Origin of the sequence: Burkholderia sp. R-40, from assembly GCF_049942845.1 — a bacterium.
Classification (GTDB): Bacteria; Pseudomonadota; Gammaproteobacteria; order Burkholderiales; family Burkholderiaceae; genus Burkholderia; species Burkholderia ambifaria.
Genome location: NZ_CP187968.1, coordinates 1,098,579 through 1,115,836 on the forward strand (window position 1 = coordinate 1,098,579; position 17,258 = coordinate 1,115,836).

General features: G+C 63.7%; 11 protein-coding genes. 4 read left to right on the forward strand and 7 right to left on the reverse strand.

Annotated elements, in window-relative coordinates:
* Nucleotides 1-14: 14 nt before the first annotated feature.
* The 7 genes from ACP26O_RS21315 to ACP26O_RS21345 form a co-directional block, all read right to left on the reverse strand.
* The gene (locus ACP26O_RS21315) at nt 15-1,346 is read right to left on the reverse strand and encodes an MFS transporter (protein ID WP_175666445.1); all 1,332 of its coding nucleotides are present in this window, start codon (nt 1,344-1,346) and stop codon (nt 15-17) included.
* A gap of 63 nt (nt 1,347-1,409) precedes the next feature.
* Entirely contained in the window at nt 1,410-2,600 is a 1,191-nt protein-coding gene (locus ACP26O_RS21320; RefSeq protein ID WP_175666444.1) for a M20 aminoacylase family protein, read from the reverse strand.
* Between the two features lie 593 nt (nt 2,601-3,193).
* On the reverse strand, nt 3,194-5,530 hold the full coding sequence (locus ACP26O_RS21325; RefSeq protein ID WP_175666443.1) for a WD40/YVTN/BNR-like repeat-containing protein: 2,337 nt from the start codon (nt 5,528-5,530) through the stop codon (nt 3,194-3,196).
* Between the two features lie 58 nt (nt 5,531-5,588).
* Nucleotides 5,589-7,862: a LamG-like jellyroll fold domain-containing protein gene (locus tag ACP26O_RS21330; protein WP_175666442.1), complete on the reverse strand. Its 2,274-nt coding sequence runs from the start codon at nt 7,860-7,862 to the stop codon at nt 5,589-5,591.
* 543 nt (nt 7,863-8,405) lie between these two features.
* Nucleotides 8,406-9,476: an alkene reductase gene (locus ACP26O_RS21335; protein WP_175666441.1), complete on the reverse strand. Its 1,071-nt coding sequence runs from the start codon at nt 9,474-9,476 to the stop codon at nt 8,406-8,408.
* Nucleotides 9,477-9,531: 55 nt separating this feature from the next.
* Nucleotides 9,532-10,107, reverse strand: a complete 576-nt coding sequence (locus ACP26O_RS21340; RefSeq protein ID WP_175666440.1) for an isochorismatase family protein — start codon at nt 10,105-10,107, stop codon at nt 9,532-9,534.
* Nucleotides 10,108-10,137: 30 nt separating this feature from the next.
* On the reverse strand, nt 10,138-10,971 hold the full coding sequence (locus tag ACP26O_RS21345; RefSeq protein ID WP_175666485.1) for a pirin family protein: 834 nt from the start codon (nt 10,969-10,971) through the stop codon (nt 10,138-10,140).
* Nucleotides 10,972-11,212: 241 nt separating this feature from the next.
* Here ACP26O_RS21345 and ACP26O_RS21350 point away from each other — a divergent pair, with 241 nt between their 5' ends.
* The 4 genes from ACP26O_RS21350 to ACP26O_RS21365 all read left to right on the forward strand — a co-directional run bounded on the left by ACP26O_RS21350 (nt 11,213) and on the right by ACP26O_RS21365 (nt 17,246).
* Nucleotides 11,213-12,094 (forward strand): LysR family transcriptional regulator, encoded by an 882-nt coding sequence (locus ACP26O_RS21350; protein WP_126226130.1) that lies wholly within the window; start codon nt 11,213-11,215, stop codon nt 12,092-12,094.
* A gap of 705 nt (nt 12,095-12,799) precedes the next feature.
* Nucleotides 12,800-14,416, forward strand: coding sequence for a tryptophan halogenase family protein (locus ACP26O_RS21355; RefSeq protein ID WP_175666439.1), 1,617 nt, complete (start codon nt 12,800-12,802; stop codon nt 14,414-14,416).
* Nucleotides 14,416-15,501, forward strand: coding sequence for a monodechloroaminopyrrolnitrin synthase PrnB family protein (locus ACP26O_RS21360; protein ID WP_175666438.1), 1,086 nt, complete (start codon nt 14,416-14,418; stop codon nt 15,499-15,501). The genes ACP26O_RS21355 and ACP26O_RS21360 overlap by 1 nt, the downstream gene beginning before the upstream one ends.
* 44 nt (nt 15,502-15,545) lie before the next feature.
* Nucleotides 15,546-17,246 (forward strand): NAD(P)/FAD-dependent oxidoreductase, encoded by a 1,701-nt coding sequence (locus ACP26O_RS21365; RefSeq protein WP_175666437.1) that lies wholly within the window; start codon nt 15,546-15,548, stop codon nt 17,244-17,246.
* Nucleotides 17,247-17,258: the final 12 nt, after the last annotated feature.

Below are 17,258 nucleotides of genomic sequence, written 5' to 3' on the forward strand. Positions count from 1 at the left end.
CGCGGCGCGGCACCTCAGTCCATCGACTCGCGCGCGGTCTCGCGCAGCATCGCGACCGCGATCAGCGACAGCACCACGCAAGCGGCCACATAGCCGGCCGGCGCGAGCTTGCTGCCGGTCGTCTTCACGAGCCAGGTCGCGACCAGCTGCGCGGTGCCGCCGAAAATCGTCACCGCGAGCGCATATGCGATCGAGATCCCCGTCGCGCGCACATGGCGCGGCAGCGATTCGCACATCAGCGCCATTTCGGATGCCGACCCGAGCGAATAGAACAGCAGCATCAGCGCGGTCAGCGGCAGGATCACCGACAGCGTCGGATGATGGTTCATCAGCCAGAACGCCGGGAACAGCAGCAGGACGAGCACGCCGCGCCCGACGAAGATCGGCATGCGCCGGCTGCCGAGACGGTCCGACAGCCAGCCGAACAGCGGACACGTCACCAGCATCACGCAGCCCGACGCGACGCCGACGAACATCGACAGCTTCATCGGCAGCCCGAGCGTATGGATCGCGTAAGTCGGCATGTAGAAGGTCAGGATGTAGGTCGACACCGTGCCGCCCATCACCGTCAGCATCAACAGCAGCACCGTGCGCGTGTGCCGCGAGAACAGCTCGCGCAGCACGCCGCGTTCGATGCCGTGATGGCTGTCGCCGGGCGCATCGTCCGCGAGCCGGCGGCGCAGGTACATACCGACCGGGGCGATCAGCACGCCCACGAAGAACGGCAGGCGCCAGCCCCAGCCCTCGAGCGCATCCTTCGTCAGCGTGTTCGACAGCAGCGCCGCGAAGCCCGAACCCATCAGCGCGGCGCCGCCCTGCGTCGCGAGCTGCCAGCTCGCGCGGAACGCACGGTGCGACGTGCCGCCCTGCTCGATCAGCGTGGATGTCGCGGCGCCGAATTCTCCGCCCTGCGAGAAGCCCTGCATCAGCCGCGCGCAGACGACCAGCAGCGGCGCGGCCACGCCGGCCTGTGCGTAGGTCGGCGCGATCGCGATCAGGCCGGTGCCGAGCGCCATCAGCATGATCGTCAGGTTCAGCGCGGCCTTGCGGCCGCGGCGGTCCGCATAGACGCCGAGCACGACGCTGCCGAGCGGCCGCGTGAAGAAGCCGGCGGCAAACGTCGCGACCGACAGCAGCAGCGACGTGGTCGGATCGCTCGACGGAAAGAACAGCTTGCCGATCAGTACTGCGAAAAAGCCGTACACGGTGAAATCGAAGAACTCCAGCCAGTTGCCGATCACGGCCGCCGCGATCGCGCCGCGCTTCGTGACGGCCGGTGCGCCGCGCGTATCGGTTCCGGCGGCGCCCGTCGACGCGGGGTGCAGCGCGAGATGGTCTTTCTGCATCGTTCGTCTCTCCTCTCAATGCGGCCGGAAGCGCCGGCCGGTCGTCGCCCGCCGCCGCTGGGATTACTGCCCGAGGTAACGCTCCACGAGGCGCGTCCAGAACGCCGCGCCGATCGGCAGATTGCGATCGTTGAAGTCGTACTGCGGGTTGTGCACCATGCAGCCGTCTTCCCCTTCGCCGTTGCCGAGCCGCACGAACGAGCCCGGCCGCTGCTGCAGCATGAACGCGAAATCCTCGCTGCCCATCAGCAGGTCGGCCTGCTCGACGACGTGCGCGTCGCCGACCAGCTCGCGCGCGACCTGCGCGGCGAAATCCGTTTCGGCATCCGAGTTGACGACGACCGGATAGCCTTCGATGTACTCGACGTGTGCAGTCGCGCCGTAGCTCGCGGCCTGCGATTCGGCGAGCTCGACGATGCGGCGCTTCAGCAGCGCGCGCACTTCCGGGCTGAACGAACGCACGCTGAGCTCGAGGCGCGCGCCGTTCGGAATCACGTTGTTCGCGGTGCCGGCGTGCATCGAGCCGACCGTGACGACCGCCGGCTGCGACGGGTCGACGTTGCGCGCGACGATCGTCTGCAGCGCCATCACGATGCTCGCCGCGACGACCACCGGGTCGACCGTCAGGTGCGGCCGCGCCGCGTGGCCGCCGACGCCCTCGATCGAGATGATCGCCTTGTCGCCGGCCGACATGAACGGGCCGCGCCGCGTGAGGAACACGCCGGGCGCCGCGCCCGGATGGTTGTGCATGCCGAACACCGCGTCGCACGGAAAACGCTCGAACAGGCCGTCGTCGATCATCTTCTTCGCGCCGCTATCGACGCCGTGCTCTTCGGCCGGCTGGAAATAGAGGTGCACGGTGCCGGAGAAGTTGCGCGTCTTCGCGAGGTGCTGCGCGGCGCCGAGCAGCATCGTCGTGTGGCCGTCGTGACCGCATGCGTGCATCTTGCCGTGCGTGCCGCTTGCATAAGGCAGGCCGGTTGCCTCGAGGATCGGCAGCGCATCCATGTCCGCGCGGATGCCGATGCTGCGCGTGCCGTCGCCGACCCGCAGCGTGCCGACCACACCCGTCTGCCCGACCCCGCGCGTCACCTGCCAGCCCCATTGCTCGAGCTTGTCCGCGACGAGCGCGGCCGTCTCGTGCTCCTCGTATGCGAGTTCCGGGTGATGGTGAATGTGATGGCGGATCTCGCGCAGCCCGCCGGCGGCGGGCATCAGATCCTCGATTTCGGTGAATCGGACGTCGGTGGTCATCGAGCGGCTCCTGCTGATCGTCAGCGTGTCAGCCGCACGCGGAGGATTGCGTGCGGGAAAGCGAGCCACTATAGCGAGCCGATATCAGCTCAATAAGATGCGGAATTTTTCACCGCGATAAGATTTTTTAATCAGGGTTAATACGGATGCGGGGCGCTACTTGTAGCCTTCGATTAGATGTGGTTACGGGCGCTGGGAGAATCGCTGGGCTGCCCGCTTGCAGATAGCGCCAGATCCGGTCATGCGTTCGCCTGGCGAAATCCATGCGCGGCAGTTCGAATTATTCGAACCGCCCCGTGTCGAATGACGTCGCTCGTCGCGGCGACTCAGAAGGTACACGTCGCGAATTAAAGCGGGCACTGACCATAGCCTTGCGAAGACCAGTGTCAACTCCCGAGCAGCGCCGGCAGCCTCTATCGCGCGTTGTACGAAACAAGAGTTTGAGCAGGCGATCGTACCGTAGTGGTAAAAGATCAACTCAAAGTCTTTGTCGGCCATAGGTGCCCACCTTCCCAATCGGTGGACACCCATGCTCCTTGGTCAAAGCGCCGTGACGTAGACGTCGAGAATGGACCCCTTACGGTCGATCAACCTCAATTGCTATAGATCAGACCGCGAGCGGCGCCGTTGACGTAAATCCTGCCATACGTGTTCCAGTCGCCGGCCATCACGCCGGAGTCGCCGAATTGGTGCGTGTCATCGTTGAAGCGCGCCCACGTTGCACCACCGTCGTCGGAATGGTAAATGCCCCAGACGCCGTTCAATGTGCCTTCCACGTAGACCGCGGCCGAGTACGACGAACCGGTCGGTGCCCCGCCCAAGGCGATCACGGTGGCGCCCGGTGTGTCGTTGGTCGACGCAAAGACGCTGAGCTTCGTCCAGGTTGCCCCCGAGTCCACCGAGTGGTACACGGCCGTGCCGTCGGCCAGCCAGAGGTCACCCTCGGCGTTCGGATTGACCGCCATCGACGTATCCCGCCACGAATTCCAGGCCAGGTTCGCGTTCACGGAGCCCTGGCTCAGCGCGAACGTGTGGCCGCCGTCGTTCGAGACGTAGATCTTGCCGCGCTGCCAGCTCCACGGTGCGCCGCCGGAGTCGTAAGCATAGACCTTGTTCGGGTTCTTGCGGTCCGCGGCCAGGCGGTAGGCACGCTGGAAGCCGTTCCATGTGGCACTGAACGCCGGCAGGTTGGTCGCCGTCCAGCTGGCGCCATTGTTTGTCGTGTACGACGGCACCGAGTCCGGCGGTGCCCAGGTCACGTTGTTGCGGGACGGGACGACCAGGTTGCCCACGTTGCTCTGGCTTGCCGCTGCGCCGTTGGGCAGCGACGCGAACGTCGACCAGCTATTGCCGCTGTCGCCGGACCAGAAGCCCTTGGTGGCATGGCCGTTGGCGTTGTCGACGCCCGCGGCGGCGATGTACGTCGGATCGGACCACGACATATCGGCCGAATTGCCGCTGCTCCACGTGTTCAACGGGCCTTTCGTCGGCCTCGTCGAGAGGTCCGTATTGACCCACGTGCCGATGTCGCCGGCGCTGTTGATGAAGTTATACGACGCGCCGGGCGGCGCCGTGACGAGCGCCAGCGTCACGGTTTCCTCGAGGTTGTCGACCTTGGGGCTCCAGGTTGGCGTGGGCGACGAGGCGTTCATGGTTTCGCAGATGCCGCCGCCGTGGACGTGCATGACGTGATCGCGATTGGCGGGGTCGATGGTGACGCCCTCGACCCATCCGGCGCAGCCACCCGAGGCAGTGCCGGTGTGCGGCATGCCGGCCTCGATTTCGCGCCACGTACTGCCGCCGTCGTCGGATAGCTGGATGGTCTTGCTGGTGTCGCTCCAGCCGGTCATGCCCAGTGCGATGCGGGCGGACGAGCCCAGACCTGAAACGGACAGGCCGCCAAAGCCGTTGCTGTTGGAGCTGTTGAGCAGCGTCCAGTTGCTGTTGTTGCTTCCGCCGAACTTGTAGAGATAGCTCGGTCCGCCGATGCCCTGGCCGACGCCCGCGTTGAATACCACGTAGAAGTTGCCGTCGGACGTGCGCACGACGTGCGGGATGTAGTAGCCGGACACCGTCGGCGGGACGGGCACCAGCGTCCACGAGAAGCCGCCGTTGGTGGACTTGTACAGGGTCGACGTCAGGCCCGCCGCGTTGGCGTAATCCGGGGCGACGGTGGCCCACATGATCCAGGTCGGCTGGCCGCCGCCCGTGCCCGACGTGTCGAAGATGACCTGCTCGACGCCCAGCGGGGAGCCGCCGCCGCTGATCGTAGTGGAGGACAGGCCCGTGACCTGCGTCCAGGTGCGGCCGGAATCGGCACTCTTCCACAGGCCGGCCGTGCGCGATCCGTAGAACAGCGTCGAGGGATTGTTGGGGTCGACCTGCAGGCGCTCGCCCGTGGCCCGGCCGTTGTCGTTGCCGCCCACCGGGAACGGCAGGTCGTAGTGCGTCCAGGTGTTGCCACGGTCACTCGAGATGTAGATGCGGCCGTTGTGACCCTGCGTCACGGTAATGCCGGTCATCATGTAGACGAGCTGATCGTTGTTCGGGTCGAGCGCGAGGCTTTCGACGCCGTGGAAATCGCCCTCGCCTGCACCGAAACCGATGCCGTCGGTGATAGGCGTCCACGTCGAGTTAGTCGCGTTCCAGCGGTACGCGCCGCCAACGTCGGTGCGTGCGTACAACAGGCTCGCGTTGGCTGGATGGTAGATGAGGCCGGTGACATAGCCGCCCCCGCCCCACTTGACACTGGTCCAACTGGCCGCCGGCAGGTTGCTGCCGCTGCCATTTCCGCCGATCTGGCCGCGATTGGCGGCTACATTGGCACTCATGTTGGTCACGCCTGTCGCGCTATCGGATCCGCCGCCACAGCCCCATAACGCACACGCCATCGCCGCAGCGGCAAGCCATCGTTGAGAAAACGCGGTCATCGAAGAAATCCTTAAAGGAAGAGGTCCATCGCAGGGCCCGCCATCGGGCCCTGCGCAATCAATTCGCCATGAGCGCTGCGATCTGCGCAGCGCTGAGCGCACCGCGATAGATGCGGAAATCGTCGATCAGGCCGTGGAACGTGGCGTCGGCACTGTATTGCGATTTGCCCAGCCAGTTCTGCGTGGTACTGCCCAAGCGGAACGGCGCCTGGAACATCGCCGTGTTGGTACTGACGGGCGTGCCGTCCACGTATATCGTGCCGGTCGAACCCGATAGCGTGACGGCCACATGCACCCATCGCTTGCTCGGCAGCTCGGTGGGGGCATCGATGATCTGTTCCGGAGGGCCGTCACCGGGGCCGTTGGCCGTCATGGCGAAGCGCATGCCGGTCCAACCGTTGCGCAACTGTGCGCGCGGCGTGAACATCATGTAGCGGTGGAAGCCCGTGCCGAAGTCGAACAGGCGTGCCCACGTTTGCGAGCCGTTCCAGAACACCCAGCTGGCGATGGTGAAGTCCGACACATCGGCCAGCAGATCGTCGGGCAACGCCACATACGCGCCAGAACCGTTGAGCGAGACCGCGTTGCCGCTGTGCCCCACTGCCCACGTTGCGCCGTTGAGCGTGCCATTGCGCCCGTTGCCCGAGCTATCGGCGGCCGTGATGCCGCCGCCTTCATCGAAGGTGAGGTGCGCAAGCAGCTGCTGCGTCGTGATCACTTTCACTTCGTTGGAGGGCGCCGATTCGCCCGCAATCGTTTGCGCTGTCACGACATAAAAATACGTGCCGGCACCGGCTGGCATATCGGTATAGGTCAGCAGATCGGTGATACCGCTCCGGATGGTGCTGTACGGTCCGCCGGCAATGGTGGCGCGCTTGACGTTGTAGCTGACCGCGTTGCCGCTGCCCCACCACGACAGCACCACCTTGCCCGCGTTGGCGTAGCCGGTCAGGCCGGTCGGTGTTGCGGCAGGAGTGCCGGGGTCGAGCGTGCAGGTGAGCGTGCCGTAGCCAAGCTGGTCGAAGCCGCCACTGTTGGGGCCATAGTTGCCGCCGCCGCCTTCCGGTGCCACAAGCTCGGCAGCGCGCTGGGTGTAAGGCGCCGCCAGACCTTTGCGGTTGATGTAATGGTTGGCCACCAGCGCCCAGCAGGGCCGCCCCAGGGCGTCGCCTTGCCCGCCGGCGGCGAACTGCGTCTGGATGACGCCGGCGCTGTTCTGGTACGTGGCGAAAGGCACCGTGTAGAACGCGCCGCCTGCCTGCTTCAGGTTGGCCTTGGCCACGTATTCCGCGCCCGCCAGGAAGCGATTGTTGTCATAGCCGTACAGGTCGATGCCCTGATTCCACGCCATCTCGCAAATGGCGCCCGTCAATGCAATGCCGAGCGTGCTGTGGCCCTGGTCCCGGCCGGCTTCCTGCCATTGCCCGAGGTTGCCGGGGTGCATGTAGTACACGGCTTGCCGGATACAGCCGTTACTGCCACCGGTCTTGAAATGAGTGATGGCCTCGTTGACGAGTTCGGCATCGTCGCACAGCACGCCGATGGCCAGGACGCACGCGATGTTGGCCAGGCCCCAGTTGGCCCAGTAGTGCGTGTCCATCGCGGTGTCGATACGGGTCAGGAAAGCATGGCTGACTGGGTAGAAGACATTGCGCATCATCGCCTGGAATGCAGCGAGGCCGGCCGGACTCCAGCCGCTGTAGCCGCGCATGATTTCGGCTGCGTTGGCGAATTCGTAGCCGTAGATGCCGGCGGCGAGCGCCACGTCACTGCCGCCAAGCGTCGCCAGCGTCGAGGCCCATTGGTCCAGATACTCCACGGCTTTGTCGGCGTAGCGTTTGTCGTCCGACACCTTCCAGCGCAGCGCGTCGCCGTAGGCGGCGGCGATGTCGTTGTAGAGGGCGCCGTAGTTCTGACCATGCGTGGGATCATTGCCGCGATAGATGCCGACCTGCGGGTTCGGCTTGTTCGTCAGGCGCGTGTGACCGTTGGCGACCAGCACGTTCCAGCTATCGATCCACGGGGAAGCGTGCGCGCCGACTTTAGCGCGCATGCGTTCGAAATCCGCCTCGGTATGCAGCAAACCGGGATGCGTGAAGGCGCGGGTTTGGGCAGTGCCTGCCGACGTCGCCCCTGCGTCGATACCGTCCGAAGCTGGAGCAACTCCGGACGCCTGGCCGGTGCCGTTTGCCGATGTACGCTCACCGCCTGTAACCGCGTTGCTTCCGTCGCCGCCGCATCCGGCCAGAAGCGTTGCACCGAGCCCCATCACGAAATGGCGTCGTGCAATATTTTCGATGTCGCCGAGTGGGACGATTTCCTCGGATAGCATCGTCGATGCTCCGTTGTCTCGCATGTCTGGATCCCCAGTTTTTTAGCTATAGTCGAAGCGACAAAAATGTACGAACTGTTCCGTATTCATCAGGAACGCGTAGCATTCTATCCAGTGCGACAGGGATTCAATCAAGCGAAAAAAAACAAATTCACCAATGACACGCAATTGTCACATCGGTGATGCAGGGATTGAGGAATGCGCGAAGCGGCTGGGCAACGCCGTAGAACAAAGCAAAGTTGAGCTTGGGCAGGATCTGTTGTCCGTATCCCTTTGAAAGTCGAGCATATCCACGGTGAGGATATGCTTCCTTGAGAATTGCTTTCGCTTGATGTCTTGCATTGCTTTGAGGAAGCGGCGGCCGCGCGAGCCGTCGAAAGAATCGGGACGTTCGTGGCGAAGGTGTATCGCGACGCGGCCATGAGAGCTCTCGACCTGGCCAAGAGCCCTGAGCTGCCCCACCCTCGGAAGTATCCAGCTCTGCCAGCAGGACGCTGGTAGAACTGGATGGGCCAGCAATTCGGCAATCCGCCTGCGCGGCTATTACATCTGCGTGCCTTGCATCGACGGGTAGTCGATGTAGCCTTCGGCGCCGCCAGCGTAGAAGGTATTACGGTCACCCGTGTTCAGCGGCGCGTTCGTCTTGAGGCGCTCCAGGAAGTCCGGATTAGCCAGAATGGCCTGGCCATAGGCCTCGATGTCCGCCAGACCGGCCTTGACGTCCGAGCCGATCTGCTCGCGCGGCCGGCTGGGGCGGTTGACGATCAGCACCGTCCTCCACAGCGCCCGGATATCGGCCAGGAGCGGCTCGTTTCCCACGTGCAGAAGGTGGAGATAGGCCAACCCCAGTTTGTCCAGCTCGCGCACCAGATAGCGGTACAGGTCGGGACCTTCGGTGCCCTCGTCAATGCCGTTCATGGGAACGCCCGGCGACAGGCGGATGCCGGTGCGACCCGGTCCGATTTCCTCGGCGATGGCCTTGGCGACTTCGATGGCGAATCGGGCACGGTTCTCGATCGATCCACCGTAGGCATCCGTCCGGGTGTTCGCGCTCGGTGCGATGAACTGGTGGATGAGATAGCCATTGGCACCGTGGATCTCGACGCCATCGGCCCCAGCCTCGACCGCGCGGCGTGCGGCGATGCGGAAGTCGTTGACGGTCGCGGCGATCTCGTCAACGCTCAATGCACGTGGCTCCGGGATGTCGACCATGCCATTCAGCGTGAACATCTGGGAGCCTGGGGCAATTCGCGACGGCGCCACCGGCTGGCGATGGTGGGGGGTGTTGTCAGGGTGCGAAACACGCCCGACGTGCATCAACTGAATGAACAGACGGCTACCTTTGGCGTGCACAGCAGAAGCAACGCCGCGCCAGCCCGCTACATGTGCATCGGTGTAGATGCCGGGGGTGGCCAGATAACCCTGACCATCATCCGACGGCTGCGTACCTTCGCTGATCAACAGACCGACGCTGGCGCGCTGGGCATAGTACTCGGCCGCCAGGTCGCCCGGCGTGCCGTCCGGCTTGGCGCGACTGCGCGTCATGGGCGCCATCGCGAAGCGGTTGGATAGTTCGATTGCGCCCAGTTCAACAGGCTGCCAGATATGTGTCATTTTTCGTTCCTCTGTATGTTCCGAATCGAGCACTCCGGGTGCCGGAGCGAATGCGTTAGCCGATATTCAATGCCTGAACCAGTTGGCCACCTTCAGGCGTGCTCCAACTGCCGGCCAGTTCGGCGATGAGCTGGTTGGTGCTCGTCAAGGTGACGCCTGCACGCTCCATGCGGCGCAATGCAATGTCGTCGGCAATCTTGCTGGGCGAGCCACCTGCGTCGGCGACCACCTGCACCTCGTGGCCTTGTCCAACGAGGGTCAGCGCCGGATACACCGTGCAGACGTCGTTGGTGACGCCTGCCAGGATGAACTTCGTACGGCCGGTCGCCTTGACGGCAGCAGCGAACGCTTCGTCATCCATAGCATTGACGATGCCCGCGCGCTTGATGCGAGCAGCGAATTCGCTCGGAAGGATGGCTTCGAGCTCGCTCAGCAGCGGGCCTTGGGCCGCCTCTTCCATGCTGGAAGTCAGCACCGTCGGAATGTTGAGGATCTTGGCAGCCTTGGCGAGAATGATGGCATTCCTCTTCATTTCATCGAAGGATGTGGAAGTCACCCAGCCCATGGTGCCGACTTGGTGGTCGATGAGGAGCAACGCTGCGCTCGCACCGGTGAGTCGTTGGAAAGTCACGATGTTCTCCTGGAGAAATTGACGTGCGGATTAAAGGTGGTGTGCAGGCACGATGGGGGAATCCAACGTGCCGAATTCACCGCGCTGGTAGGCGGCTATCGCGGATGCCAGCGCTGCACTCGAAGCCATGGCCATCGGGCCTTGCCAATGCACCGGCTGGCGTAATGGCGGTCCGCTGAAGAGCACGGCTTTTGCGTTACCTCGTGTCGCCGAAAGGACGATTTCGTGTCCTGTCTTCTGCGCAGGAAACGCCGGCACGGCGAATTGCTCGCGCTCGAAAAGCTGCCCGTTGATCGCCAGGTCTCCGTGGATCGGCATCACGAATGCAGCATGTCCCGCGGGAACAGGCACGCAGAGTTCAGCGCCATCGTGCAGGGTGATATCGAGCAAGGTCAGCTCGGTCGGCGTTTCCAATGGCGACTTGGCACTACTGAAGGTTCCCAGAGGTACCCGCACCTTGGCGCCAGACGCATGGATCACCGGCACGTCGGAAGGCGCCAGGCTCAACGCGAACGGCGCGCCGTTCTGCCGCGCCTCGGGCAGGTTCACGAAGATCTGCAGGGTATGGACCGTCTTGCCTGTCTCGACGGGGAACTCTTCGTGCACCACGCCCCGGCCGGCGGCTGTCCAGTGCAGCCCCCCAGGCTGGATCACATTGTGATTGCCGAGTGAATCACGATTGTCGATGCCGGTTTCAGAATCGAGGAACAGATAGGACACCGCAGAAAATCCGGCATGCGGATGGGCGGGAAACTGAGGGGCGCTGATCCACGCGTGGTCCACGCCCAGAACCGGGTCGATCGGCTCGCCGTTGCCGCCCTCCGCGCGCAACGAATAGGCGCGGAAGTGGCTGCTCAGATTCATCGGTCGCAGGCGGGAAATCACCGGAGAGACGACAACAGGTTTCGCTCGCGCCGACGCCGTCACACCGCGCTCGTCGAGCAAGTCGCCTGGCCGGCCATCGGCCGGGGGTCGAATCGCATCGGGGGTAATTGATTGGCTCATGGTCAGGTCCGCTGAATCACAAGGCCCCATCATGAACCGGCTCGTTTACGGGATAAACCACCTCCAGTAGAATTCATTGCTCCAATATTGGAGCAATGGTATGACCCATCTGGATGACATGGCGCTGTTCGTGGAGGTCGTGAAGGCCAAAGGGTTTCGGGGCGCAGCCGATGCGTTGGGCATGCCCAATTCAACCTTGTCCCGCCGTATAGGTACCCTGGAAAAGGCGATTGGATTGCGGCTGCTGCATCGCACGACACGCAAGGTTGAACCGACGGAAGCCGGGCTGCTGTACTACGAACGCAGCAAGCGCATCGTCGAGGAGGCCAGGCTCGTTCATGAGCAACTGGGAGAAATGCTTGCCCAGCCCAGCGGGCTGTTGCGCGCGTCGTTCCCTGAAGGCTTCGCCAACATCTTCCTGGCGCCGTTGGTGGCCGAGTTTGCCCGGCGCTATCCCGGCATACGCTTCGAGTTTGATTTATCCCCGCGCTTGGCAGATCTGGTGAGCGACCCGGTTGATGTCGCCATTCGCATGGGCGAGCCCGCCAACTCCAACTTGATCGCGCGCCAGCTTGCGCGATTGCCGCGACATCTCTACGCCTCACCTCGCTATCTCGATATGTTGGGCGAACCTCGGCATCCCGACGAGCTTGTCCAGCATGAATGTTTGCGGCTGCGCGGATCAAAGTCCGATATCTGGACCGTGCAAAACAGAGATGAAACGGTGGACGTCGCTGTTGGAGGCCGGTTTCTGCTCAACAGCGTCGGCATGATCCAACGCCTGGCAGCCCTGGACATGGGGATTGCCATATTGGCGGAGAGCATCGTTACCGATGACGTAGCCCAGGGGCGGTTACGTCGTGTGTTGCCACAGTGGGAGGCCACCCCGGTACCCGTCTATGCATTGACCGAAACCCGTCTTTTGCCGGCGAAGACCCAGCGGTTCATCGACTTCCTGCGAGAGCATCTCTCAAGCATCTGACGCATCCACATTGATCAGCGTGACGGTCGGACGATGACTGAATCGCTCAGGTGCGCGCCCACGCGGCGGCATTTCCGGGCTCTCCGAATTTTTCTACCTTTAGAACCCGGACTATTTCTTGGGTCAGGGCCAATTGGCACCTTTGTTTCGCAAATAGCGACGCCATTATTCCTCCGTCAATCAAGTCGTTCATTTCGCATTTTTATACAATAAATTCGTTGGCGCACACACCTCCAACGAAAAAGTAAATTTCTCGTTTTTAAAAAATTAAATCGTTTGTTATCGGATACTCCGCCGATATTGAGTATTTCTCTGGATTAACCGAGATTGATATGAAATTTTGCGAGACGTGCCATCGCGAAGACTGCTAAGGTGCGTCGGTGCGGCTGCGCGCATGGTCCGGCGAGCCTCGACAAGCCCTTGCGCGGTGTGCCGCCGCTGCAATGGGCGCCTTGCATTATTCGATTGTGCTTCTCTATTTTCATTGATAGCGGAACAGCCTCAGACGAAAGTCTGGGACTGCGGCCAATGATGTCCGGATTTTGCGCGGAAGAGGCATCCCTTGCCGCGATTTCACCACGCCTTCCCGGTGTCATTTATCACGATGAATCAGACACGTTATGACGCGTTACCGGACGAGTTGCGCGTTCAACTCGACAAGGCGTCACTATCCATTGAGGTTTTAAATCCTATGGGAAAGGTGGCATGAGCAATCCGATCAAGAATATCGTTATCGTGGGCGGCGGCACCGCGGGGTGGATGACCGCCTCGTACCTCGTCCGGGCGCTGCAGCAGCAGGCGAACATTACGCTCATCGAGTCCGCGGCGATCCCGCGGATCGGCGTGGGCGAGGCGACCATCCCGAGTTTGCAGAAGGTGTTTTTCGACTTCCTCGGGATACCGGAGCGGGAGTGGATGCCCCAGGTGAACGGCGCGTTCAAGGCCGCCATCAAGTTCGTGAACTGGAGGAAGTCCCCCGACCCCTCGCGCGACGATCACTTCTACCATTTGTTCGGCAACGTGCCGAACTGCGACGGCGTGCCGCTTACCCACTACTGGCTGCGCAAGCGCGAACAGGGCTTCCAGCAGCCGATGGAGTACGCGTGCTACCCGCAGCCCGGCGCGCTCGACGGCAAGTTGGCACCGTGCCTGGCCGACGGCACGCGCCAGATGTCCCACGCGTGGCACTTCGACGCGCATCTGGTAGCCGACTTCCTGAAGCGCTGGGCCGTCGAACGCGGGGTGAAGCGCGTGGTCGACGAAGTCGTGGATGTTCACCTGAACGAGCGCGGCTACATCTCCAGCCTCTCCACCAAGGAGGGACGCACGCTGGAGGCGGACCTGTTCATCGACTGCTCCGGCATGCGGGGGCTCCTGATCAATCAGGCCCTGAAGGAGCCCTTCATCGACATGTCCGACCACCTGCTGTGCGACAGCGCGGTCGCCAGCGCCGTGCCCCACGACGACACGCGCGACGGGATCGAGCCGTACACCTCGGCAATCGCCATGAACTCGGGGTGGACCTGGAAGATTCCGATGCTCGGCCGGTTCGGCAGCGGCTACGTCTTCTCGAGCAAGTTCACGTCGCGCGACCAGGCCACCGCCGACTTCCTCAACCTCTGGGGCCTCTCGGACAATCAGCCGCTCAACCAGATCAAGTTCCGGGTCGGGCGCAACAGGCGGGCGTGGGTCAACAACTGCGTGTCGATCGGGTTGTCGTCGTGCTTTCTGGAGCCGCTGGAATCGACGGGCATCTACTTCATCTACGCGGCGCTTTACCAGCTCGTGAAGCACTTCCCCGACACGTCGTTCGACCCGCGGTTGAGCGACGCCTTCAACGCCGAGATCGTCTACATGTTCGACGACTGCCGGGATTTCGTGCAGGCGCACTACTTCACCACGTCGCGCGACGACACGCCGTTCTGGCTCGCGAACCGGCACGACCTGCGGCTTTCGGACGCGATCAAGGAGAAGGTTCAGCGCTACAAGGCGGGGCTACCGCTGACCACCACGTCGTTCGACGATTCGATGTACTACGAAACCTTCGACTACGAATTCAAGAACTTCTGGTTGAACGGCAACTACTACTGCATCTTTGCCGGCTTGGGGCTACTGCCCGACCGGTCGCTGCCCCTGTTGCAGCACCGACCGGAGTCGATCGAGAAGGCCGAGGCGATGTTCGCCAGCATCCGGCGCGAGGCCGAGCGTCTGCGCACGAGCCTGCCGACGAACTACGACTACCTGCGCTCGTTGCGCGACGGCGACGCGGGGCTGTCTCGCAGCCAGCGCGGGTCGACGCTCGCGACGCAGGAAATCCTGTAGTGGAGCGCACCCTGGACCGGGTAGGCGCATTCGCGGCCACGCACGCCGCGGTGGCGGCCTGCGATCCGTTGCAGGCGCGCGCGCTCGTTCTGCGGCTGCCGGGCCTGAACCGTAAAAAGGACGTGCCCGGCATCGTCGGCCTGCTGCGCGAGTTTCTCCCGACGCGCGGCGTGCCCGCCAGCTGGGGCTTCGTCGAAGCCGCCGCCGCGATGCGGGACATCGGGTTCTTCCTCGGGTCGCTCAAGCGGCACGGACACGAGCCCGCGGACGCGGTGCCCGGGCTCGAGCCGGTGCTGCTCGACCTGGCGCGCGCGACCGACCTGCCGCCGCGCGAGACGCTCCTGCATGTGACGGTCTGGAACCCCGCGGCGGCCGACGCGCAGCGCAGCTACACCGGCCTCCCCGACGAAGCGCACCTGCTCGAGAGCGTGCGCATCTCGATGGCGGCGCTCGAGGCGGCCATCGCGGTGACCGTCGAGCTGTCCGACGTGTCCCTGCGCTCGCCCGCGTTCGCGCAAGGCTGCGACGAGCTCGCAGCGTATCTGCAGAAAATGGTCGAATCGATCGTGTACGCGTACCGCTTCATCTCGCTGCAGGTCTTCTACGACGAGCTGCGGCCCTACTACGAACCGATTCGAATCGGAGGCCAGAGCTACCTCGGCCCCGGTGCCGTGGAAATGCCCCTCTTCGTGCTGGAGCACGTGCTGTGGGGCTCGCAATCGGACCACCAGGCCTATCGAGAATTCAAGGAGACGTACCTGCCCTACGTGCTTCCCGCGTTCCGTGCGGTCTACGCGCGGTTCGCCGGCGAGCCGGCGCTCCTCGACCGCGCGCTCGGCGAGGCGCATGCGATCGGCACGCGGAGCGAACCCGTTCGGGCCGGGCTGGCGGCCCTCGACCGGGTCTTCGAGGTCCTGCTGCGCTTCCGGGCGCCTCACGTCAAATTGGCCGAGCGGGCGTATGAAGTCGGGCGAAGCGGCCCAAGCATCGGCAGCGGCGGGTACGCGCCCAGCATGCTCGGCGATCTGCTCACGCTCACGCGCGCCGCGCGGTCCCGCATCCGCGCCGCGCTCGACGCATCCTGACGCACGCGGCCATGTGTTCCATCTCACAAGGAGAGTTTGCCCCCATGACTCAGATGAGCCCCGCGAACGGGCGCGATAGCAACCACTTCGACGTGATCATCCTTGGCTCGGGCATGTCCGGCACCCAGATGGGCGCCATCCTGGCCAAACAACAGTTTCGGGTGCTGATCATCGAGGAGTCGTCGCACCCGCGGTTCACGATCGGCGAATCGTCGATCCCCGAGACGTCTCTGATGAACCGCATCATCGCCGATCGCTACGGCATTCCGGAGCTCGACCACATCACGTCGTTCTACTCGACGCAGCGTTACGTCGCGTCGAGCACGGGCATCAAGCGCAACTTCGGCTTCGTGTTCCACAAGCCCGGCCAGGAGCACGACCCGAAGGAGTTCACGCAGTGCGTGATTCCCGAGCTGCCGTGGGGTCCGGAGAGCCATTATTACCGGCAAGACGTCGACGCCTACCTGTTGCAAGCCGCCATCAAATACGGCTGCACGGTCCGCCAGAGGACGAGCGTGACCGAATATCACGCGGACAAGGACGGCGTCGCGGTGACCACCGCCCAGGGCGACCGGTTCACCGGCCGGTACATGATCGACTGCGGCGGGCCGCGCGCGCCGCTCGCGACCAAATTCGGGCTCCGCGAAGAACCGTGTCGCTTCAAGACGCACTCGCGCAGCCTCTACACGCACATGCTCGGCGTCAAGCCGTTCGACGACATCTTCAAGGTCAAGGGGCAGCGCTGGCGCTGGCACGAAGGAACCCTGCACCACATGTTCGACGGCGGCTGGCTCTGGGTGATTCCGTTCAACAACCACCCGCGCTCGACCAACAACCTGGTGAGCGTCGGCCTGCAGCTCGACCCGCGCGTCTACCCGAAAACGGACATCTCCGCGCAGCAGGAATTCGACGAGTTCCTCGCGCGGTTCCCGAGCATCGGCGCGCAGTTCCGCGACGCCGTGCCGGTGCGCGACTGGGTCAGGACCGACCGTCTGCAATTCTCGTCGAGCGCCTGCGTCGGCGACCGCTACTGCCTGATGCTGCACGCGAACGGGTTCATCGACCCGCTCTTCTCCCGCGGGCTCGAGAACACCGCGGTGACGATCCACGCGCTCGCGGCGCGCCTCATCAAGGCGCTGCGCGACGACGACTTCTCCCCCGAGCGCTTCGAGTACATCGAGCGCCTGCAGCAGAAGCTGTTGGACCACAACGACGACTTCGTCAGCTGCTGCTACACGGCGTTCAAGGACTTCCGGCTGTGGGACGCGTTCCACCGGCTATGGGCGGTCGGCACGATCCTCGGGCAGTTCCGGCTCGTGCAAGCCCACGCGAGGTTCCGCGCGTCGCGCGACGAAGGCGACCTCGATCACCTCGACAACGACCCGCCGTACCTCGGGTATCTGTGCGCAGACATGGAGGAGTACTACCAGTTGTTCAACGACGCCAAAGCCGAGGTCGAGGCCGTGAGCGCCGGGCGCAAGCCGGCCGAGGAAGCCGCGGCGCGAATTCACGCCCTCATCGACGAACGGGAGTTCGCCAAACCGATGTTCGGCTTCGGGTACTGCATCACGGGGGACAAGCCGCAGCTCAACAACTCGAAGTACAGCCTGCTGCCGGCGATGAAGCTGATGTACTGGACGCAAACCAGCGCGCCAGCGGAGGTGAAAAAGTACTTCGACTACAACCCGATGTTCGCGCTGCTCAGGGCGTACATCACGACCCGCATCGGCCTGGCGCTGAAGTAATCCACCGACGAC